Origin of the sequence: Staphylococcus sp. FSL W8-1270, from assembly GCF_038007165.1 — a bacterium.
Classification (GTDB): Bacteria; Bacillota; Bacilli; order Staphylococcales; family Staphylococcaceae; genus Staphylococcus; species Staphylococcus hominis.
This window is the reverse complement of sequence record NZ_JBBOWQ010000001.1, coordinates 1,844,432-1,866,821: the sequence shown is the minus strand read 5'-3', so window position 1 is coordinate 1,866,821 and position 22,390 is coordinate 1,844,432. Positions and strand designations below refer to the sequence as shown.

Genomic DNA, 22,390 nt, shown 5'->3' with positions numbered 1-22,390 from the left:
AATTCATTTCGAATTCCACGTTCCATCTCAAATTAAATCGTAACGTCTATAATTTAATTATAGGATTAAACATTACTTGATTACGACCTTCTTTTTTAGCTACATGGACCATATCATCGGCGTCTTTAAATACTTTACGTTGAGATTTATATTCATCTTGAGATAAATAACCAACGCCAATAGATACAGATAATTTTATAACTTCCTTATTAGGTAAATGGAACGAAGATTTTTCGACTGCCATCCTAATATTTTCAGCAAGTTTCACACTTTGATCTAAAGAATAATCGAAGATAACGATAGAAAATTCTTCACCGCCATTACGGAAGATTTTAAATTGATGTGGTACATAATTTTTAAGCAATTGAGACATTTGTTTTAGTACAGCGTCTCCTGCTTTATGAGTATATGTATCATTAACATCTTTAAATCCGTCAATGTCAACGAGTAAAAGTGCGAGACTAGTATGTTCTATTTCGGCTTTTTGAGAAATCTTATTTAAATGTCTATCAAATTCTTTTACATTACCTAAACCTGTTAAATAATCGTACTTATCCTCGTTTTCGTACCGTGTAACAAGCGAAAAGAAATGCCAGATATCAACAAAGGTAATAGCAGAAGTAATCGTTAGTACGAATGAAATAGGTATAAGCATAATTAATTCAGTTAAATCATATAAAGTTGTGAAGATAGATAAAACAAAAATAATAACAATACTGATAGCATTTAAAATAATTAAAGCAATAATATCATTTTTTTTAAGAAACGGCCCAATTAAACTAACAATAATACCTATTATAATAAGAACGACGCCATAAAAAAATGAATTTCCGAATAAAAATATATCCACTAGACTTATGATAAGTGAGGCAATAAAAGTGTAACCGACGTTTGTATAGCGACCAAGGAATAGTAACGGGACGAAAGTTAGGCGAATAAGATATTGATGATGAAAAGGAATAGGGTAAGCTGTTAATAGTAATGCCACCAAAGTCATTAAAATTGTGACATAACCTTTAGAAAATATCATGATTTTATTTTCTGAATATTGTAATCGATGGAATAAATAAATTCCAGCTACCATAACGGCAATATTGTAAATAATTGCTTCAATCATATTGGGATCGACTCCTTTAAATTAACCATTAGTAATTGTAAGTGAAAACTTACTATTTGTCATTAAGTTGTTTGTTATAAAATATATATTATGAATTTCAGATAGACTTTCATGTTCAAATTTATAACAAAATGATATGATATAAAAAATACGTATCTTTACAAAAAATTTACAATTAATTTTAATTAGTTTATGATACATGATTAAAAGTGGTCTATTTAATGAATAGATTATTACGAAGAAAATAAATAGACTAATAATATATAAAATTGAAAAAGTATATATACTACTATAGTCTAATTTAAAAAATTAATAATAATTGTTTAAATAGTATAGATGAAAAAATAACAGGAATATATTGAAGGTGAACTGATGTATACTTTATTACTTATTGTTGTAACATTGGTAATCAGTTTAATAATAACACCTATTATAATAAAGGTTTCTTTTAAATTTAATTTAGTAGATCGACCTAACTATAGAAAAGTACATACAAAACCAGTATCAGTCATGGGAGGTACTGTCATACTACTTTCATTTCTTATTGGTTTATGGTTAGGTCATCCCATAGAGAGAGCAGTCAAACCTTTGGTAATTGGTTTAATTATTATGTATTTTGTAGGCATCATTGATGATATTTATGATTTGAAGCCAATTTTAAAATTAATTGGACAAATTATAGCAGCATCAGTTGTCGTTTTTTACGGGATTACCATAGATTTTATTTCTTTTCCAATTGGTCCAACCATTCATTTTGGTATTTTAAGTATACCGATTACAATTATATGGATTGTAGCAATAACAAATGCAATAAATTTAATAGATGGTTTAGATGGTTTGGCATCAGGTGTGTCAGTTATTGGTTTAACTACCATTGGTTTCATAGCTATATTACAAGAAAATGTATTTATCATTATGATTTGTAGCTTGTTGATTGGCGCATTACTTGGCTTCTTATTCTTTAATTTCCATCCCGCTACAATCTTTCTAGGCGATAGTGGAGCATTAATGATTGGATTTATTATTGGCTTTTTATCCTTACTAGGTTTTAAAAATATCACATTTATTTCTTTATTCTTCCCAATTGTTATTTTAGCGGTACCATTTATTGATACCTTATTTGCAATGATTAGAAGAGTGAGAAATGGTCAACACATTATGCAAGCAGATAAATCACATTTACATCATAAACTTCTTGCATTAGGATATACACATCGTCAAACAGTATTACTGATATACTCTATTGCGATTATGTTTAGTTTATCGAGTATTATATTGTATTTATCTCAACCATTAGGTGTATTACTAATGTTTATCTTAATCGTCATCACAATTGAACTCATCGTTGAATTTACTGGTTTAATAGATGATAGTTATCGTCCTATTCTTAATTTAATTTCTAAAAAAAATGACGATGCATCTCGCCATAAGACAAACCATAAATAATACTTTTATTCATTTATTTACAAAAGCCAGCAATCTTAAGCGTTTGCTGGCTTTTGTAATTTAATTAATTTGTTTCAATATCAAAAGGTAATTGCTTAGGTGTATCTTTTTCTAAATCATATTGACTTGCTGTATTACGGTTTAAAAATTCGATAAATGAGTCGTATTCTGTTTCTACAACATCAATCTTATAACTCACTTTATCAGTGTAAACTTTGTCTCTTAGAAAAAAAGAGGTTGAAGCAAGTTCATACTCAAATTTACCTGTTAAGTCATAATTAATGGTAACAGTAGTGGGAATAGCATTTCTTAATTCTACACGGCCGATATCGTAAATCACATCTCGTACTGCACCACTATATGCACGAATTAATCCGCCACCGCCAAGTTTAATGCCACCAAAATACCGAGTAACTACTACACAAGCATTGTGAATATCCAGTTTTTTTAATATTTCAAGCATAGGAATACCTGCTGTTCCTGTTGGTTCTCCATCATCGTTGGCTTTTTGTATATTCATTTGATTGCCAACAGTATACGCAGAACAATTATGTGTTGCTTCTTTATGAGTTTGTTTTACTTCTTCTATAAACATCTTAGCCTCTTCTTCTGAGAAAACAGGTTTGATATGAGCAATAAATCGAGATTTATTAATTGTATTTTCAATAATATGTTCTTTTTTTATAGTAATAACATGATCACTCAATTGATAAATACCTCCACGATATGATTAATATGAATTTTATTATACACGTTTGTTTTCTTTTAGATAAATAATTGATTATGAATTTCCTTTTTTATTAAAATAATTTATAATACTGTTGAGTATAATTGAGGAGGACGATTATGAAAATTGCAGTAATGACAGACTCTACTGCGAATCTGCCAAAACATATTATTGAAAAATATCAGATACCAGTTGCACCACTGAGTGTAACATTTGATGATGGAGAAACATTTACTGAACATCCAGATCTTTCAAAAGAATCTTTTTATAAAAAAATGGCCGCATCTAAAACAATTCCTACAACAAGTCAACCAGCTATTGGTGAATGGATAAAGAACTATGAGGAATTAAGAGATAAAGGTTATACAGATGTTATCGTCTTTAATTTATCAAGTGGGATTAGTGGTAGTTATCAATCAGCAACACAAGCAGGTGAAATGGTAGATGGCATTCAAGTCCACACATTTGATACAAGATTAGCTTCTATGATTGAAGGCAGCTATGTGATTTATACATTAAAATTGATTGAAGACGGAGCAACCCCTAACGAAATTATTGAGGAATTAACGTCTATTCGTAAAGATACAGGTGCATACTTATTTGTTGATGATTTAAAAAATTTACAAAAAAGTGGTCGTATTACTGGTGCCCAAGCATGGATTGGAACACTTTTACAAATGAAGCCAGTGCTTAAGTTTGAAGAAGATGGAAAAATTCATCCTTTAGAAAAAGTACGTACACGTAAGCGAGCTTATAATTCTATAGAACAACATGCACTTGATATTGCGAAAAATATTAATGATGTAACAGTGTTTGTGATTAATGGCGATAAAATAAAAGAGGGTAAAGATTTTTGTGCTAAATTAAAAGAGAAATATTCAAACATTAATATTCAATATTGTGAATATGGACCAGTCATTGCATCTCATTTAGGTTCAGGTGGAATCGGAGTTGGATATTTCCCAAGAAAAATTGTAATCGAATAAGATGAAGGTCTAATCGTTAAAAGTGAGAACATGGAGGGTTAAGGTACCCATCTCCTTTTCGATTAGACTTTTTTTATTTTAATAAGGAAGTGATGAAATATTAAATATTATGGAAGATTAGTATCTTCAGAAATAGAATTAAAAGATGAAATAATCAGTGAGAAAACGTTAGGTATCGTAAAGAGTTCAAAAGGATATCGGTGTATTCAATGTGGTAATGAAGATAGTGCTCATTTCTATCAATATTTTTCCTCTATTCTTAATAAAGAAGTAATATATTGTCGACAATGTATACATTTAGGAAGAATGGATAATATTACTGAATATAAAATCATTAAAAGTAAAAATGTTAAATCAGAGGGATTATATACATTATCTTTTAAATTATCTGAACAGCAATGTTATGCATCTGAAAAAATCTTATCTGCTATAGAAAACTGTGAAGACTTACTATTATATGCGGTAACTGGTGCAGGAAAAACAGAGATGATATATGAGGGTATTAGCTTATCACGTAAAAGAGGATTTAATGTAGCAATCATCTCTCCAAGAGTAGATGTAGTAGTAGAGATTAGCCAGCGTATTAAAGAAGTTTTTTTGAAAGAAAATATTGACGTATTGCATCAATCAAGTAAACAACAATATAACGGACATTTTGTAATTTGTACTATCCATCAACTATATCGATTTAAAAATCACTTTGAAGTTATTTTTGTCGATGAAATTGATGCATTTCCGCTGCCTATGGATCATCATCTACAAAATGCTATTAAACAAGCGGCTAAACCGCTATCTACATTGATTTATATGACTGCAACGCCACCTAGACATTTACTGCGTCAAATACCAAAACATCGCATTATACAGTTACCTGCTCGCTTTCATAGACACCCATTACCAGTTCCAAAATTTAAATATTTTAAATTAAATATGAATCGTACTCAAAGTTTTTTAAAGTATATGTTATTAAATCAGATTGAACATAAAAGATTTACGTTAGTATTTTTTAATAATATAGAAAAGATGATTAAGATATCCGAATACTATAAAAAAATATTTTCAGATTTGATATGTATTTCAAGTGAAGATGCTTTACGTTTTGAAAAAGTGAAAGCACTTCGTGAAGGAAAACATCGAATTGTTTTTACAACAACAATTTTAGAACGTGGATTTACTATGGCTCAATTAGACGTTATCGTAATTAATGCAGATACATTTGAAAAGGCTGCATTAGTACAAATTGCTGGAAGAGTTGGACGTAAACAAGAAGCTCCCACAGGAATGGTATTATTTCTTCATGAAGGTGTGAGTATATCAATGTTGATGGCTAAAAAAGATATTACAAGAATGAATAAATTAGGGATTCAAAGAGGGTGGATCGATGAATAAATGTATTCAGTGTGCTACTTCTATTCACGAAGAGTTATCTATATTTAATTTTTATAAACCACCACAACAATTTTGTGAAACATGCAAAAAACAATGGCAAGCCATTAAGCTTGATATCAATGATGAAAAAAGATGTACAAGATGCCTTAATTATAAAATAAATACAGGTGATGAATGTTTAGACTGTAAATGTCTCAATCAGCAATTTACGCTAATGTCACAACTGTATTGTGATTATAAATATGATGGAATAATGAAAGAAACGATTCATCATTACAAATTTATGAAAGATTATTATTTAGCTGAGGTTTTAGCTTCAAAGTTAACATTGCCTAAAACGTCATACGATTATATTGTCCCTATTCCATCCCCTTATAAAAGAGATGAACATCGAACGTTTAATCCAGTAACCACTGTTTTGGACAAAATGGGTATAAGCTATATAGAATTATTAGGCACACGTTCACGACCTAAGCAATCAAGACTTGGAAAAAAAGAACGATTTAAAGCTGACAATCCGTTCTATCTTAAAGAAAATATAGATATTACAAATAAAAATATTTTACTGATTGATGATATCTATACTACAGGTTTGACAGTTCATTATGCTGGAAGTGTATTATGTAATAAAAAAGTCAGAAAATTCAAAGTGTTTGCGTTTTCAAGATGACTTAAACATGATATTATAATAGTAAGAATTACCAATATTAGAGGTTAAAGGAGAGATAACTATGATTAGATTTGAAATTCATGGAGATAACCTCACTATTACAGATGCTATCCGCAACTATATTGAGGAAAAAATTGGTAAACTTGAACGTTATTTTAATAATGTGCCAAATGCAGTTGCACATGTAAAAGTTAAAACGTATCAAAATTCAGCTACTAAAATCGAGGTAACAATTCCTTTGAAAAATGTTACATTGAGAGCTGAAGAACGACACGACGATTTATACGCAGGAATTGATTTAGTTACAAGCAAATTAGAACGTCAAGTTCGTAAATACAAAACGCGTGTGAATCGTAAGAATAGAGATAATGGAGAACAAGAACCATTTATTGCTGAGCAACAAACAGTAGTGAATGAGGATGTGGAAGATACTTCAGAATCATCAAATGAGAATGAAATAGAAATTATTCGTTCTAAACAGTTTAGTTTAAAACCAATGGATTCTGAAGAAGCAGTATTACAAATGGATTTATTAGGGCATGATTTTTACATTTTTACAGATCGTGAAACAGATGGTACAAGTATTGTGTATCGACGTAAAGATGGTAAATATGGTCTGATTGAAACAACTGAATAGTTGAATGTAGACGTTCTTTGCGAAAGTTAAGTATGAGGAGCTATGACTAGAATTGAAAATACATGACATAAGCACGTGTTCAATTCAGTCAATGACTACTTCCTTGTTTAAAGGTACCTGAGACAAGTTGATGTCCCAGGTACTTTTATTATTTAGAAGAGAATAATAAATATTATATGTATCGTACAATGTGAAGAATAAGTATGAAGCTACTATCGACTAGCTACTTTTACACTTATTCATGGACGGTATAATCATGCTATGCTAATGTAATGAGGTAATTAAAAATTAAAGGGATAGTAAGTTTTTTAAAATAGAAAGAAAGTATAAATATAAAAGTAATTATTGTACACAATTAAGCATATCATTTATATGAGTATTTAAGTATAAATTTGAACTTATAAATGATATTATAAATTGTTGTAGGCCAAACAGTTTTTTTAGCTAAAGGAGCGAACATAATGGGATTTTTATCAAAAATTGTTGACGGCAATAAGAAAGAAGTGAAACGTTTAAGTAAAAAAGCTGATGAAGTACTTGCTTTAGAGGAAAAAATAGCGATTTTAACTGACGAAGAAATCAGAAATAAAACGAAACAATTTCAAGAAGAAGCACAAGCAATTGAAGATGTAAAAAAACAAAATGACTATTTAGATAAAATTTTGCCGCAAGCATTTGCATTAGTACGTGAAGGTGCAAAACGTGTATTTAACATGTCACCTTATAAAGTTCAGGTTATGGGTGGTATTGCTATTCATAAAGGTGATATTGCAGAAATGAGAACTGGTGAAGGTAAAACATTAACTGCGACAATGCCAACGTATTTAAATGCTTTAGCAGGTCGAGGTGTTCATGTTATTACAGTCAATGAATACTTATCTAGTGTTCAAAGTGAAGAAATGGCTGAATTATATGAGTTTTTAGGTTTAACAGTTGGTTTAAATCTAAATAGTAAATCTACAGAAGAAAAACGAGAAGCATACGCAAAAGACATTACTTATAGTACAAATAATGAATTAGGCTTCGATTACTTAAGAGATAATATGGTGAATTATGCGGAAGAACGTGTAATGAGACCATTACATTTTGCGATTATTGATGAGGTTGACTCTATTTTAATAGATGAAGCAAGAACACCGTTAATTATTTCAGGTGAAGCTGAAAAGTCAACGTCTCTTTATACTCAAGCGAATGTTTTTGCTAAGATGTTAAAAGCAGATGAAGATTATAAATATGATGAAAAAACAAAAGCTGTTCATTTAACAGAACAAGGTGCAGATAAAGCAGAACGAATGTTTAAAATCGATAATTTATATGATGTTCAAAATGTAGATATTATTAGTCATATTAATACTGCTTTAAGAGCACATGTTACTTTACAACGCGATGTCGATTATATGGTCGTAGATGGAGAAGTATTAATTGTAGATCAATTCACTGGTCGTACAATGCCGGGACGTCGTTTTTCTGAAGGATTGCATCAAGCTATTGAAGCTAAAGAAGGCGTGAAAATTCAAAATGAATCTAAAACAATGGCTTCAATTACTTTCCAAAACTACTTCCGTATGTATAATAAATTAGCTGGAATGACTGGTACTGCTAAAACTGAAGAAGAAGAGTTCCGTAATATCTATAATATGACAGTAACTCAAATTCCAACGAACAAACCTGTTCAACGTCAAGATAAGTCTGATTTAATTTATATTAGTCAAAAAGGAAAATTTGATGCAGTTGTAGACGATGTAGTTGAAAAACATAAACAAGGACAACCAGTTTTATTAGGTACTGTTGCAGTAGAAACAAGTGAATACATTTCAAATTTATTGAAAAAACGCGGTATACGTCATGATGTATTAAATGCGAAGAATCATGAAAGAGAAGCTGAAATTGTAGCAAATGCAGGACAAAAAGGTGCAGTTACTATTGCTACTAATATGGCTGGACGTGGAACAGACATTAAATTAGGTGAAGGCGTAGAAGAAATAGGTGGCCTTGCCGTAATAGGTACTGAACGACATGAATCTCGTCGTATTGATGATCAATTACGTGGTCGTTCAGGTCGTCAAGGAGATAAAGGGGATAGTCGTTTCTACTTATCATTACAAGATGAATTAATGGTTCGTTTTGGTTCTGAAAGACTTCAAAAAATGATGAATCGTTTAGGTATGGATGATTCAACGCCAATAGAATCTAAAATGGTTTCACGTGCAGTTGAGTCAGCTCAAAAACGTGTTGAAGGAAATAACTTTGATGCACGTAAACGAATTCTCGAATATGATGAAGTATTACGTAAACAACGTGAAATTATTTATAATGAACGTAATAGCATTATAGATTCAGAAGATAGTTCAGAAATTGTTATGGCGATGATGCGTACTACTTTACAGAGAGCTATTAACTACTATATTAACGATGAAGATGATAATCCTGATTATGGACCATTTATAGATTATGTTAATGATGTGTTTATTCAAGAAGGAGAATTAACTGAAGAAGAAATTAAAGGTAAAGATTCTGAAGATATTTTTGAAGTGGTATGGGCTAAAATTGAAAAAGGTTATGAAATCCAAAAAGAAAAAATTGGAGATCAAATGCCTGAATTTGAACGTATGATTTTATTACGTTCTATTGATACTCATTGGACTGACCATATTGATACAATGGATCAGTTACGCCAAGGTATACACTTACGTTCATATGCACAACAAAATCCACTTCGTGATTACCAAAATGAAGGACACGAGTTATTTGACTTAATGATGCAAGCTATTGAAGAAGATACGTCTAAATATATATTAAAATCTGTTATTCAAGTAGACGAACAAGTTGAACGTGAAAAAACAACAGATTTTGGTAAGGCACAACACGTATCTGCTGAAGATGGCAAAGAAAAAGCAAAAAAACAGCCTATTGTAAAAGGTGAAAAAATTGGACGTAATGATCCTTGTCCTTGTGGTAGTGGTAAAAAATATAAAAATTGCCATGGTAAAGAAGATTAATATCAAGTAATTATAATTAGGCGAGATCGAGACGTATATTGCTTATCATTTAAAAGCTTTTGTCACGATCTCGTATTTTATTTAAAGAATTTATAAATAAAGGAGACATATATAGTGGAATTATCAGAAATCAAACGTAATATTGATGAATATAATAATGATTTAGAACAAATTAGGGGGTCTCTTTGACTTAGAAAATAAAGAAACAAATATTCAAGAATATGAAGAAATGATGACAGAACCGGACTTTTGGGATAACCAAAATAAAGCTCAAGATGTTATTGATAAAAATAATGCATTAAAATCGATAGTTAATGGTTACTATGAACTCAACCATAAATTAGAAGATATGGATGCAACATGGGAATTACTTCAAGAGGAATATGATGATGAAATCAAAGAAGATTTAGAACAAGATATTGTAACATTCAGAGAACAAATCGATCAGTTTGAATTACAATTATTATTAGATGGCCCACATGATGCAAATAATGCTATTTTAGAGTTGCATCCTGGTGCTGGAGGGACCGAATCTCAAGACTGGGCTAGCATGTTATTAAGAATGTACCAAAGATATGGTGAACAACAAGGTTTTAAAGTAGAAACCATCGATTATTTACCAGGTGATGAAGCGGGAGTAAAAAGCGTCACATTATTGATTAAAGGTCATAATGCCTACGGTTACTTAAAAGCAGAAAAAGGAGTACATCGACTTGTAAGAATTTCACCTTTTGATTCATCTGGAAGACGCCATACGTCATTTGCTTCTTGTGATGTTATACCAGAATTTGATAATGATGAAATAGAAATAGAAATTAATCCTGATGACATTACAGTAGATACATTTAGAGCATCAGGTGCAGGTGGACAACATATCAATAAAACAGAGTCTGCAATCCGTATTACTCACCATCCAACTGGAATTGTAGTGAACAACCAAAATGAACGTTCTCAAATCAAGAACCGTGAAGCTGCAATGAAAATGTTGAAATCTAAATTATATCAATTGAAGTTAGAAGAGCAAGAACGTGAAATGGCAGAAATTCGTGGTGAACAAAAAGAAATAGGATGGGGTAGTCAAATTCGTTCGTATGTATTCCATCCATATTCTATGGTAAAAGATCATCGTACAAATGAAGAAACTGCTAAGGTAGATGCAGTAATGGATGGAGATATTGCGCCATTTATAGAAGCTTATTTACGACAAACGATGTCACAAAATGATTGATTGAGTTGTTTATTAATAAAAAATAAAATTTTAAAATCTAAATAAATCTAACTTTAAAATGTAATTCGTGACTTGTAATATTACTAATTTAATCAATTTAAACTAATTTAGGAGTGTTATTTAACCTTTATATTACAAGGTTTTAACATTCCTCTTTTTTAATGTTGTTTATGCTAAAGTATTAATGAACAAGAATACACTACAGCAAAGGAATGACAACATGTTAAAAAAATCAATAACTGTAACATTTGCTTCAATTGCAGCAATTACAGGTTTAAATACGTTAGCACATGCACAACAAACACACATTGTTAAAGAAAAAACAAATGTAGAAGCAGTGGCACAACAATTTTCTACAACTGCAGATGAGATAAAAAAATTAAATCATATAGGTAATGATGAAGTTGAAAAAGATGTTTCAATAGTTGTACCTGATAAAGATATTGTTGAAGTTAAATCTGGTGATACATTAAACAAAATTGCGAAAGCTCATCATTTAACATTAGATGAATTATATGCATTTAATCCAGGAGTAAAACCGTTAATTCATCCTGGTGATTTAATCGCAGTAAGTGACAAAGGTTCAGCAACATTAGAAAGTCACTTGATAAGTGATAGTAGTGTATATGCTACGCCTTATTCAAGTGAAACTGCACCATTAAGTTATAATAGCGCTGAAACTACGCCGTATGTAGCGTCTCCATCATATGTTACTAGTAGTAATGACAATACAGAAACAGTCAGTGCACCAGTATATTATAATAATAGCGCTTTAAATAACCAAGGTAATCATTATTATTTTGGTAACTGTACATATTATGCATTTGATCGTAGACAACAATTAGGACGTTCAGTAGGGAGCTATTGGGGAAATGCAAATAATTGGGCAAGCTCAGCTAGAAATGCTGGTTTAGTGGTCGATCATCGTCCTGAAGTAGGAGCGGTTTTCCAAACATCAGCGGGTTACTATGGTCACGTAGGTATCGTAGAACGTGTGAATAATGATGGTTCGTTTTACGTTTCAGAAATGAATTGGAATGGTCATTTCAATGATGTTACAAATAGAACAATTTATAATTCGTCTATTTATAATTTTATACATTAAATTTTTCAAAGGATTTATAATGTTAAAACATCAACAAAGCTTATGTTTTGTTGATGTTTTTTAGTTATTAATAATGCAATGTATTATTTAAAAGAAGAAATAAAAGTTACGAAATTATCACAATTAAAAATTTTTACTAAACGATTGATTGATATAATAAATACAAGTATAATTTCTATTTAATAATATAAGGAGGTATAACCGCATTATGGGGGTTCATCAATACTTTAAACGTTTATCTGATCTTGAAAAATTAATAAGATTGCCAGGAAAATTCAAATATTTTGAGCATAATGTTGCAGCACATTCATTTAAAGTTACTAAAATAGCTCAATACTTAGCAACAGTTGAAGAATATCATGGTAATTCAATTGATTGGAAAAGCTTGTATGAAAAAGCCCTTAACCATGATTTTGCAGAAGTATTTACAGGGGATATTAAGACACCAGTTAAATATGCAAGCAGAGAATTAAAAATGTTATTTTCCCAAGTCGAAGAAGAAATGGTAGATACGTTCATTAATGAAGAAATTCCGAAGCCATACCAAGATATTTATCGTAAAAGACTTCAAGAGGGAAAAGATGATTCTTTAGAAGGCCAAATTTTATCAGTAGCTGATAAAATTGATTTATTATATGAAACGTTTGGTGAAATTCAAAAACGTAATCCGGAAGATCTGTTTTTTGAAATTTATGAACATAGCCTAGAAACAATAATGCAGTTTGATCATTTAAGTTCAGTACAAGATTTTATCGATCACGTTATACCGGAAATGCTTACGGAAAACTTTATTCCTCGTGCTGAACTACGTGAAACAACAATGTCAATCTTAGAACGACGAAGACGAAATGAGTGAATATAATGATATGGTATACTTTAGCTGCCTTCTTTCCATGTATCTTAGTTATTTTATTCAGTGTAATTACCAGAAGCAAATGGGTAGGCGTCATTGTAACATTGATATTAATTGCCGCTTCAGTGTATAAAGGATTTTTTCATAATGAATGGATTATATTTTTAGATGTAGTATCTATCCTAGCTGGTTATGTGATTATTGATAATTTAGAATTTCACAAACATCAAGACTAAGCTAAAAAAATTGCAGTACGATACCATTTGTTTTATATTATTAATACATATCTAATAAAAATACGTCAACATATTAAGATGAGGCATAAATATAGAAGTGAATTTATATTTGTGTCTCATCTTTTATATATGTATAAAAAGTGATGGCAAACGTAAGCGAACAAACGTTTGTTTTTTTATTCGCTTTTTTGTTAAGATAAGTATAAATAATTTTATTTTTACTGAAATAAACATTTAATAAAATAAACTGAGGAGGCGCTTGAAAGAATGGTAGAACATCATCCTTTTAAATTAAATTCTGAATTTGAACCACAAGGGGACCAGCCTCAAGCCATAAAAAAAATTGTTGAAGGTGTTAAAGCTGGTAAACGTCATCAAACATTACTTGGTGCAACGGGTACTGGTAAAACATTTACCATGAGTAATGTAATTAAAGAAGTTGGAAAACCTACATTAATTATAGCGCATAATAAAACGTTAGCAGGTCAATTGTATAGTGAATTTAAAGAGTTTTTTCCTGAAAATAGGGTAGAATATTTCGTAAGTTACTACGATTATTATCAACCTGAAGCATATGTGCCATCAACGGATACATTTATCGAAAAAGACGCCTCAATTAACGATGAAATCGATCAGTTACGACATTCAGCTACAAGTGCTTTATTCGAACGTGATGATGTGATTATTATTGCAAGTGTAAGTTGTATTTATGGTTTAGGTAATCCAGAAGAATACAAAGATTTAGTTGTTAGCGTTCGAGTAGGGATGGAAATGGATAGAAGTGAGCTTCTTCGAAAATTAGTCGATGTTCAATATTCAAGAAACGACATCGATTTTCAACGTGGTACATTTAGAGTAAGAGGAGATGTTGTAGAAATCTTTCCTGCTTCAAGGGAAGAAATGTGTATCCGAGTAGAATTTTTTGGCGATGAAGTTGATAGAATCAGAGAAGTAAATTATCTAACTGGTGAAGTGATACGTGAAAGAGAACATTTTGCTATATTCCCGGCTTCCCATTTCGTTACTAGAGAAGAAAAAATGAAAGTCGCTATTGAACGTATTGAAAAAGAACTTGAAGAGCGATTAAAAGAATTGAAAGCTGAAAATAAATTATTAGAAGCACAACGTCTAGAACAACGTACAAATTATGACTTAGAAATGATGAGAGAGATGGGCTTTTGTTCAGGAATAGAGAATTATTCTGTTCATTTAACATTAAGACCACTTGGTTCCACACCTTATACGTTACTTGATTATTTTGGTGATGATTGGCTTGTAATGATAGATGAGTCGCACGTGACGTTACCACAAATTAGAGGTATGTTCAATGGAGACCAAGCACGTAAAAAAGTACTCGTAGATCATGGTTTCCGTTTACCAAGTGCTATGGATAACCGTCCACTTAAATTTGAAGAATTTGAACAAAAAAGTAAACAGCTCGTTTATGTTTCTGCAACACCTGGTCCATATGAAATTGAACATACTGATAAAATGGTAGAACAAATTATTCGACCAACTGGTTTATTAGATCCTAAAATTGATGTTCGACCTACGAAGAATCAAATTGATGATTTACTCAGTGAAATTCAAGAAAGAATTGATAGGAATGAACGTGTGCTTGTTACAACCTTAACTAAAAAAATGAGTGAAGATTTGACAACATATATGAAAGAGGCAGGAATTAAAGTGAATTATCTTCATTCTGAAATCAAAACACTTGAACGTATAGAAATCATACGTGATTTAAGAATGGGCACGTATGATGCTGTAGTAGGTATCAATTTGCTTAGAGAGGGTATTGATATACCTGAAGTGTCGTTAGTAGTTATTTTAGATGCAGATAAAGAAGGATTTTTACGTTCAAATCGTTCACTTATTCAAACTATCGGACGTGCTGCACGTAACGATAAAGGAGAAGTTATCATGTATGCCGATAAGATAACAGACTCTATGCAGTACGCAATTGATGAAACACAGCGTCGTCGAGAAATACAAATGGCACATAACGAAAAATATGGTATTACTCCTAAAACAATCAATAAAAAAATACATGACGTCATTAGTGCTACAGTGGATAATGATGACACAAATGAAAAACAACAAACTGAAGTACCTAAGAAAATGACAAAGAAAGAGCGTCAGAAAACAATTGAAAATATTGAAAAAGAAATGAAAAAAGCAGCTAAAGATTTAGACTTTGAAAGAGCAACAGAATTGAGAGATATGTTATTTGAACTAAAAGCAGAAGGGTGATTATTAAATGAAAGGTCCAAGTATCATAGTTAAAGGTGCAAGAGCACATAACTTAAAAGATATCGATATTGAGTTACCAAAGAACAAACTTATAGTGATGACTGGTCTCTCTGGGTCGGGAAAATCATCACTTGCATTTGACACAATATATGCTGAAGGACAACGTCGCTATGTAGAATCGTTAAGTGCCTACGCACGACAATTTTTAGGACAAATGGATAAGCCGGATGTTGATACCATTGAAGGACTATCACCTGCAATTTCAATTGACCAAAAAACGACAAGTAAAAACCCACGTTCTACAGTAGCTACTGTGACTGAAATATATGATTACATTCGATTATTATATGCACGTGTGGGGAAAGCATTTTGTCCATATCATGGAATCGAAATCGAATCGCAAACCGTGCAGCAAATGGTAGATCGTATATTAGAATTAGAAGAGAGAACTAAAATTCAAATTTTAGCTCCTTTAGTTTCACATAGAAAAGGAAGCCATGAAAAATTAATTGAAGATATTGGTAAAAAGGGATATGTCAGATTACGTGTCGATGGTGAAGTAGTCGATGTAAACGACGTTCCTGCACTAGATAAAAATAAAAATCATACTATTGAAGTAGTTGTAGATCGTTTAGTTGTAAAATCAGGAATAGAAACAAGATTAGCAGATTCAATAGAAACAAGTTTAGAGTTAGGTGAAGGAAACCTTATTGTTGATGTCATTGGTGGAGAAGATCTCAAATTCTCTGAAAATCATGCTTGTCCAATTTGTGGATTTTCTATAGGTGAATTAGAGCCTAGAATGTTTAGTTTTAATAGTCCATTCGGTGCTTGTCCAACATGTGATGGATTAGGTCAAAGACTTACAGTGGATCTAGATTTGGTTGTTCCTGATACTAATAAAACTTTAAATGAAGGTGCGATTGAACCTTGGGAGCCTACAAGTTCCGACTTTTATCCAACATTATTAAAACGAGTATGTGAAGTTTATAAAATTAATATGGATAAGCCATATAAAAAATTGACTGATAGACAAAAAGGTATTCTTATGAATGGGTCAGGCGATAAAGAAATTGAGTTTTCATTTCATAGTCGAAATGGAAACACACGCCGTAGAAAAATGAAATTTGAAGGCGTAGTCGCTAATATAGATCGACGTTATCACGAATCACCATCAGAATATACACGTGAAATGATGAGTAGATATATGACTGAACTTCCGTGTGAAACATGTCACGGTAAACGTTTAAGTAAAGAAGCACTTTCAGTATATGTTGGTGGATACAATATTGGAGAAGTTGTAGAATATTCAATTAAAAATGCACTCAAATTTTATGAGAATATAGAGTTATCAGAGCAAGACAAAGCGATTGCTAAACAAATTTTAATTGAGATTATTTCAAGATTGACATTTTTAAATAATGTAGGCCTTGATTATTTAACACTGAATCGTTCTTCAGGAACATTATCAGGTGGAGAAGCACAACGTATTCGTCTTGCTACTCAAATTGGATCACGATTGACAGGCGTGCTTTATGTATTAGACGAACCTTCTATCGGGTTACATCAACGCGATAATGATCGTTTAATCAATACATTAAAAGAGATGAGAGATTTAGGTAACACACTAATTGTCGTTGAACATGATGATGATACGATGAGAGCAGCAGATTACCTTGTTGATGTCGGACCTGGTGCAGGTAACCATGGCGGCGAAATTGTCTCAAGTGGGACTCCTAAAAAGGTAATGAAAGACAAGAAATCCTTAACAGGTCAATACTTGAGCGGTAAAAAACGTATTGACGTACCGGAACATCGTAGAGAAATCACGAATCGTAAAATATCAATAAAAGGTGCAAAAAGTAATAATTTAAAAGATGTTGATGTAGATATTCCATTGTCTGTAATGACGGTTGTAACTGGTGTTTCTGGATCAGGTAAAAGTTCATTAGTTAATGAAGTGTTATATAAATCATTAGCTCAAACAATTAATAATTCTAAAGTTAAACCTGGAGAGCATGAGGAAATTAAAGGTATTGATCAATTAGATAAGATTATAGATATTGATCAATCACCTATAGGAAGAACACCACGTTCTAACCCGGCGACATATACAGGTGTATTTGATGACATTAGAGATGTTTTTGCTCAAACGAATGAAGCTAAAATTAGAGGATATCAAAAAGGACGCTTTAGTTTTAATGTTAAAGGCGGTCGTTGTGAAGCTTGTAAAGGCGATGGCATCATTAAAATAGAAATGCACTTCTTACCAGATGTATATGTTCCATGCGAAGTGTGTGATGGCAAACGATACAATAGAGAAACTTTAGAAGTCACATATAAAGGGAAAAATATTGCAGATGTATTAGCAATGACAGTAGAAGAAGCGACTTATTTCTTTGAAAATATTCCTAAAATTCATAGAAAATTACAAACACTTGTAGATGTAGGATTAGGCTATATTACTTTAGGACAACAAGCAACCACACTTTCTGGTGGGGAAGCACAACGTGTGAAACTGGCTTCAGAATTACACAAACGTTCTACAGGACGCTCAATTTATATCTTAGATGAACCTACTACAGGTCTTCATGTTGACGATATCAGTCGATTATTAAAAGTATTAAATCGCCTTGTGGAAAATGGAGATACAGTGGTTATTATTGAACATAATTTAGATGTTATTAAAACAGCAGATTATATTATAGATTTAGGACCAGAAGGCGGCGAAGGTGGCGGTACTATCGTTGCAACTGGAACGCCAGAAGACATTGCAAGTGTGGAAGCTTCTTATACTGGTAAGTATTTAAAAACAGTGTTAGAACGTGATAAAGTGCGAGATGAATAAAATAGCATTTAATGTGCGATAGTGTTTTTTTAGAGTACAAATGAAGTAGAATATCATTTTACTGATTTTGAAAAAAGGAGTAGAAAAATCATTTTCTACTCCTTTTTTATATAACATATTGTTATATTTTTGATATGATAAGAGATGAATTAATTCAAGGGAATTTTGAGGTGAACTCATGTTAACGACAGATAGATTGGTTAAAGTATTAAAACTGAAGCTATTTACTGGAGAAAAAGGATTAAATAAAACGATTAAAAACATTGATATTTCTAGACCTGGTTTAGAAATGGCAGGTTATTTTTCTCATTATGCAGCAAATCGTATTCAATTATTAGGTACCACTGAATTATCATTTTACAATTTATTACCAGATGAAGAAAGACGGGGACGAATGAGAAAATTATGTCGTCCTGAAACGCCAGCAATTATTGTGACAAGAGGATTAGAGCCACCTCAGGAACTGATTGAAGCGGCTCAAGAAATGGATACACCTTTGATTGTTTCTAAAGATGCTACAACAAGTTTAATGAGTCGATTAACGACATTTTTAGAACATGAGTTAGCTAAAACGACCTCTCTACACGGTGTTTTAGTAGACGTATATGGTGTAGGAGTATTAATTACAGGAGACTCTGGCATCGGGAAAAGTGAAACAGCATTAGAATTAGTAAAGCGAGGTCATCGTTTAGTAGCAGACGATAATGTTGAAATTCGTGAAATTACGAAAGACGAATTGGTTGGTACACCACCTAAGTTAATTGAACATTTATTAGAAATACGTGGACTAGGAATTATCAATGTCATGACTTTATTTGGAGCGGGGTCAATTCTAACCCAAAAACAAATACGGTTAAATATAAATCTTGAAAATTGGGATAAGAATAAATTATATGATCGCGTTGGATTAAATGAAGAAACATTAAAGATTTTAGATACGGAAATAACTAAAAAAACAATCCCTGTAAGACCAGGAAGAAACGTTGCTGTTATTATAGAAGTAGCTGCAATGAATTATCGTTTAAATATCATGGGTATTAATACAGCTGAAGAATTTAATCAACGTTTGAATGAAGAAATTATCAAGAATGGGAATCAGAATGAAGGGAAATAGTATATGCTTTTTAATTTGAATTATATCAATCCTACTGCTATCGATATAGGTCCTTTATCGATAAAATGGTATGGAATTATTATTGCAGTAGGAATATTAATAGGATATTTTATTGCTCAAGAAAGCTTGAAATCTATAGGATTACATAAAGATACATTAGTAGATATTATCTTTTATTGTGCAATTTTCGGATTTCTAGTTGCAAGAATTTATTTTGTTATATTTCAATGGCCTTATTATATGGAAAATCCATCAGAAATACCTAAAATTTGGCATGGCGGGATAGCTATTCACGGTGGATTAATAGGTGGCTTTATTACTGGAATTATTCTATGTAAATTGAAAAATCTTAATCCTTTTCAAATTGGAGACATTGTTGCACCAAGTATTATATTAGCTCAAGGTATAGGGCGATGGGGCAATTTTATGAATCATGAAGCTCATGGCGGACCAGTATCAAGAACATTTCTAGAAAGCATGCATATTCCAGAATTTATTATTCGAAATATGTATATTGAAGGTGTATACTATCATCCTACTTTTTTATATGAATCTATTTGGGATATACTTGGATTTATTATATTAATTACCCTTAGAAAGCATCTACGCGTTGGAGAAACATTTTCATTATATCTCATTTGGTATTCAATAGGACGCTTCTTCGTTGAAGGATTACGAACAGACAGTTTAATGTTAACAAGTCATATTCGCGTAGCTCAACTTGTTTCAGTTATTTTAATGATTATGGGTATTATTTTAATTATCTATCGTCGAATCAAACATCAACCAGTTATTTATAAAAATGCTGGACCATTAACTTGGAATTCAAGAGTGAAGGTAAAATAATGAGACGATTAACTATTATTAATACACAGTCGATGAATCCCTTATGGCGCATTTACCAATTTGTTCGTTTTTCTAAAGTGTTAAAAAATACAGTAATAATAGAAATAAGTCGCTTTATTCCTTTTTTAAATGTAAAACGTTATATTTATATTCATTTCTTGAAGATGTCAATTGGGGAACGAACTGCATTTGCCTATAAGGTAATGCCTGATATTTTTCATCCCCAGTTAATATCTATTGGCAGTAATACTGTTATTGGTTATAATACAACAATATTAACGCATGAAATTTTAGTAAATGAGTATCGTTATGGACGAGTGGACATTGGTTCTCATACTTTAATTGGAGCAAATGTGACCATTTTACCTGGGGTGAAAATCGGTCATAACGTTATAATTAAAGCAGGTACTATCGTCTCTAAAGATGTTCCCGATGATACTATTGCTTTTGGAAACCCCATGCAAATTCATAATAAATAAGAAAGTGGTGACAAAGCATGGCACGAAAGGAACAAAAAATTATTCCAATGACTTTTGATGAGAATTTTTATCGAAAGATGGCAGATCAAAAATATAAACAGAGAGATTATAGAAAAGCAGCTGAATATTATAGAAATGTGCTAGATTTGTCACCTGAAGATTTTGATATAAGACTTAAGTATGCCGATTGTTTAAATGAATTGAATTTGAATAAAAAAGCAGAAAAAATGTTTTATGAAAGCATTATAAATGATCATAATGTAGCAGAAAGTTATTATCAATTGAGTCAACTGAATATTAAACTTAACGAGCCAAACAAGGCCTTCTTGTTTGGTATTAATTATGTAATTTTATCAAATGATGATTCTTTTAGAGAAGAATTAGAAAAAATGTTCGAAGTTTCTTATATTGAAGAAAATAAAATTGAAATGGAAGCACAATTATTTGCAGTTCAATTATTATTTCAATATTTATTCGCTCAAGGACGTTTACAAGAAGCACGAACGTATATTTTAAAACAAAACGATGATATTCAGTCGCATCGCGTTATTAGAAATTTACTAGCAATGTGTTATCTTTATTTGAGTGAATATGAGATTGCTAGAGAATTATTCGAAACATTGCTTGCTGAAGATAACTCGGATGTACATGCACTATGTCATTATACATTGCTATTATATAATACTAATGAAACAGAGAAGTATCACAAATATATAAAAATATTAAATAAAGTGATGCCGATGAACGAAGATGAAAGTTTTAAGTTAGGTATTGTACTAAGTTATCTCAAACAGTACAAAGCGTCTCAACAACTTTTATTACCTTTATATAAAAAGGGTAAGTTTGTTTCAATTCAAATGTTTAATGCTTTAAGCTATAACTATTATTACTTAGGAAATAAAAAACAAAGTAAATTATTTTGGGATAAATTATTGCAAATTTCTGAAGTAGATGTTGGATATGCCCCATGGGTATTAGAAGAAAGTAAATATACATTTGAACAAAAAATATTACCTTTATTATTAGATGATGACAGTCATTATCGATTATATGGCGTATTTTTATTAAATCAGTTAAACGGAAAAGAAATACTAATGACTGAAGACATTTGGTCAGTATTGGAAAACATGAATGACTATGAAAAGTTATATTTAACCTACTTAGTTCAAGGATTACATTTAAATAAGCTTGATTTTATTCATAAAGGATTAAAGAAAATGTATGACGTTGAAGAACTATCGTTTGATACAGAATTATTTGTCAGTTGGATTGATAAAGGAGAAGCTTTAATCGTTGAAGGCGTTAATTTTAAAGAGTTAAATAGATATATTGCGGCACATGTTTATTTATATTACCGTTATCATAAAAAGCGTATAACTAAAAAGAAAATTATTGAAATTTTTAATACTACAAGATATAAATTAGATAACGCAATTGATAAATTATTGAGCATATAA

Annotated in this window: 18 protein-coding genes; 16 read left to right on the top strand and 2 right to left on the bottom strand. The window is 31.2% G+C overall.

What is annotated here, in order from left to right:
• Positions 1-46: 46 nt before the first annotated feature.
• Positions 47-1,117 carry a GGDEF domain-containing protein GdpS gene (gene gdpS, locus NSU06_RS09310; protein ID WP_017175933.1) on the bottom strand — a complete coding sequence of 357 codons (1,071 nt, stop codon included), beginning with the start codon at positions 1,115-1,117 and terminating at the stop codon, positions 47-49.
• Between the two features lie 372 nt (positions 1,118-1,489).
• Here gdpS and NSU06_RS09305 point away from each other — a divergent pair, with 372 nt between their 5' ends.
• Positions 1,490-2,563 (top strand): glycosyltransferase family 4 protein, encoded by a 1,074-nt coding sequence (locus tag NSU06_RS09305; protein ID WP_340779875.1) that lies wholly within the window; start codon positions 1,490-1,492, stop codon positions 2,561-2,563.
• A 64-nt stretch (positions 2,564-2,627) separates the two neighbouring features.
• Here NSU06_RS09305 and NSU06_RS09300 read toward each other — a convergent pair whose 3' ends face one another.
• Complete coding sequence (locus tag NSU06_RS09300) at positions 2,628-3,269, bottom strand: YigZ family protein (protein ID WP_017175931.1); 642 nt, start codon at positions 3,267-3,269, stop codon at positions 2,628-2,630.
• A gap of 140 nt (positions 3,270-3,409) precedes the next feature.
• Between NSU06_RS09300 and fakB1 the strand changes: the two genes are divergently transcribed.
• The 15 genes from fakB1 to NSU06_RS09225 all read left to right on the top strand — a co-directional run bounded on the left by fakB1 (position 3,410) and on the right by NSU06_RS09225 (position 22,390).
• Positions 3,410-4,276: a fatty acid kinase binding subunit FakB1 gene (gene fakB1 / locus NSU06_RS09295; RefSeq protein ID WP_017175930.1), complete on the top strand. Its 867-nt coding sequence runs from the start codon at positions 3,410-3,412 to the stop codon at positions 4,274-4,276.
• Between the two features lie 306 nt (positions 4,277-4,582).
• Positions 4,583-5,665: a DEAD/DEAH box helicase family protein gene (locus NSU06_RS09290; RefSeq protein WP_017175929.1), complete on the top strand. Its 1,083-nt coding sequence runs from the start codon at positions 4,583-4,585 to the stop codon at positions 5,663-5,665.
• Complete coding sequence (locus NSU06_RS09285; protein WP_017175928.1) at positions 5,658-6,335, top strand: ComF family protein; 678 nt, start codon at positions 5,658-5,660, stop codon at positions 6,333-6,335. The genes NSU06_RS09290 and NSU06_RS09285 overlap by 8 nt, the downstream gene beginning before the upstream one ends.
• Positions 6,336-6,396: 61 nt before the next feature.
• Positions 6,397-6,972: a ribosome hibernation-promoting factor, HPF/YfiA family gene (gene hpf, locus NSU06_RS09280; RefSeq protein WP_017175927.1), complete on the top strand. Its 576-nt coding sequence runs from the start codon at positions 6,397-6,399 to the stop codon at positions 6,970-6,972.
• A 461-nt stretch (positions 6,973-7,433) separates the two neighbouring features.
• The gene (gene secA, locus NSU06_RS09275; RefSeq protein WP_017175926.1) at positions 7,434-9,971 is read left to right on the top strand and encodes a preprotein translocase subunit SecA; all 2,538 of its coding nucleotides are present in this window, start codon (positions 7,434-7,436) and stop codon (positions 9,969-9,971) included.
• Positions 9,972-10,085: 114 nt separating this feature from the next.
• A protein-coding gene (prfB, locus tag NSU06_RS09270) for a peptide chain release factor 2 (protein WP_100442621.1) occupies positions 10,086-11,199 on the top strand; the annotation gives its coding sequence in 2 pieces (ribosomal slippage) (positions 10,086-10,157 and positions 10,159-11,199; 1,113 coding nt in all).
• 220 nt (positions 11,200-11,419) lie between these two features.
• Complete coding sequence (locus NSU06_RS09265) at positions 11,420-12,304, top strand: COG3942 and LysM peptidoglycan-binding domain-containing protein (RefSeq protein ID WP_049382076.1); 885 nt, start codon at positions 11,420-11,422, stop codon at positions 12,302-12,304.
• Positions 12,305-12,512: 208 nt separating this feature from the next.
• Complete coding sequence (locus tag NSU06_RS09260) at positions 12,513-13,160, top strand: YfbR-like 5'-deoxynucleotidase (protein WP_017175923.1); 648 nt, start codon at positions 12,513-12,515, stop codon at positions 13,158-13,160.
• A gap of 5 nt (positions 13,161-13,165) precedes the next feature.
• A complete protein-coding gene (locus NSU06_RS09255) occupies positions 13,166-13,393 on the top strand; it encodes a CsbA family protein (RefSeq protein ID WP_017175922.1) in 228 nt (75 codons plus the stop codon).
• Between the two features lie 267 nt (positions 13,394-13,660).
• Positions 13,661-15,646, top strand: coding sequence for an excinuclease ABC subunit UvrB (gene uvrB / locus NSU06_RS09250; RefSeq protein ID WP_150885328.1), 1,986 nt, complete (start codon positions 13,661-13,663; stop codon positions 15,644-15,646).
• 7 nt (positions 15,647-15,653) lie between these two features.
• The gene (gene uvrA, locus NSU06_RS09245; RefSeq protein WP_167805762.1) at positions 15,654-18,494 is read left to right on the top strand and encodes an excinuclease ABC subunit UvrA; all 2,841 of its coding nucleotides are present in this window, start codon (positions 15,654-15,656) and stop codon (positions 18,492-18,494) included.
• Positions 18,495-18,672: 178 nt separating this feature from the next.
• Positions 18,673-19,608 (top strand): HPr(Ser) kinase/phosphatase, encoded by a 936-nt coding sequence (gene hprK, locus NSU06_RS09240; protein ID WP_017175919.1) that lies wholly within the window; start codon positions 18,673-18,675, stop codon positions 19,606-19,608.
• 3 nt (positions 19,609-19,611) lie between these two features.
• On the top strand, positions 19,612-20,454 hold the full coding sequence (gene lgt / locus NSU06_RS09235) for a prolipoprotein diacylglyceryl transferase (RefSeq protein ID WP_049382074.1): 843 nt from the start codon (positions 19,612-19,614) through the stop codon (positions 20,452-20,454).
• Entirely contained in the window at positions 20,454-20,933 is a 480-nt protein-coding gene (locus NSU06_RS09230) for an acyltransferase (protein WP_017175917.1), read from the top strand. The genes lgt and NSU06_RS09230 overlap by 1 nt, the downstream gene beginning before the upstream one ends.
• Positions 20,934-20,950: 17 nt before the next feature.
• Positions 20,951-22,390, top strand: coding sequence for a tetratricopeptide repeat protein (locus NSU06_RS09225; RefSeq protein ID WP_049415402.1), 1,440 nt, complete (start codon positions 20,951-20,953; stop codon positions 22,388-22,390).

Coding starts and splice junctions, on each gene's coding strand:
- gdpS (WP_017175933.1), bottom strand. CDS start 1,117: ATGATTGAAGCAATTATTTACAATATTGCCGTTATGGTAGCTGGAATT.
- NSU06_RS09305 (WP_340779875.1), top strand. CDS start 1,490: ATGTATACTTTATTACTTATTGTTGTAACATTGGTAATCAGTTTAATA.
- fakB1 (WP_017175930.1), top strand. CDS start 3,410: ATGAAAATTGCAGTAATGACAGACTCTACTGCGAATCTGCCAAAACAT.
- NSU06_RS09290 (WP_017175929.1), top strand. CDS start 4,583: ATGGATAATATTACTGAATATAAAATCATTAAAAGTAAAAATGTTAAA.
- NSU06_RS09285 (WP_017175928.1), top strand. CDS start 5,658: ATGAATAAATGTATTCAGTGTGCTACTTCTATTCACGAAGAGTTATCT.
- hpf (WP_017175927.1), top strand. CDS start 6,397: ATGATTAGATTTGAAATTCATGGAGATAACCTCACTATTACAGATGCT.
- secA (WP_017175926.1), top strand. CDS start 7,434: ATGGGATTTTTATCAAAAATTGTTGACGGCAATAAGAAAGAAGTGAAA.
- NSU06_RS09265 (WP_049382076.1), top strand. CDS start 11,420: ATGTTAAAAAAATCAATAACTGTAACATTTGCTTCAATTGCAGCAATT.
- NSU06_RS09260 (WP_017175923.1), top strand. CDS start 12,513: ATGGGGGTTCATCAATACTTTAAACGTTTATCTGATCTTGAAAAATTA.
- NSU06_RS09255 (WP_017175922.1), top strand. CDS start 13,166: ATGATATGGTATACTTTAGCTGCCTTCTTTCCATGTATCTTAGTTATT.
- uvrB (WP_150885328.1), top strand. CDS start 13,661: ATGGTAGAACATCATCCTTTTAAATTAAATTCTGAATTTGAACCACAA.
- uvrA (WP_167805762.1), top strand. CDS start 15,654: ATGAAAGGTCCAAGTATCATAGTTAAAGGTGCAAGAGCACATAACTTA.
- hprK (WP_017175919.1), top strand. CDS start 18,673: ATGTTAACGACAGATAGATTGGTTAAAGTATTAAAACTGAAGCTATTT.
- lgt (WP_049382074.1), top strand. CDS start 19,612: ATGCTTTTTAATTTGAATTATATCAATCCTACTGCTATCGATATAGGT.
- NSU06_RS09230 (WP_017175917.1), top strand. CDS start 20,454: ATGAGACGATTAACTATTATTAATACACAGTCGATGAATCCCTTATGG.
- NSU06_RS09225 (WP_049415402.1), top strand. CDS start 20,951: ATGGCACGAAAGGAACAAAAAATTATTCCAATGACTTTTGATGAGAAT.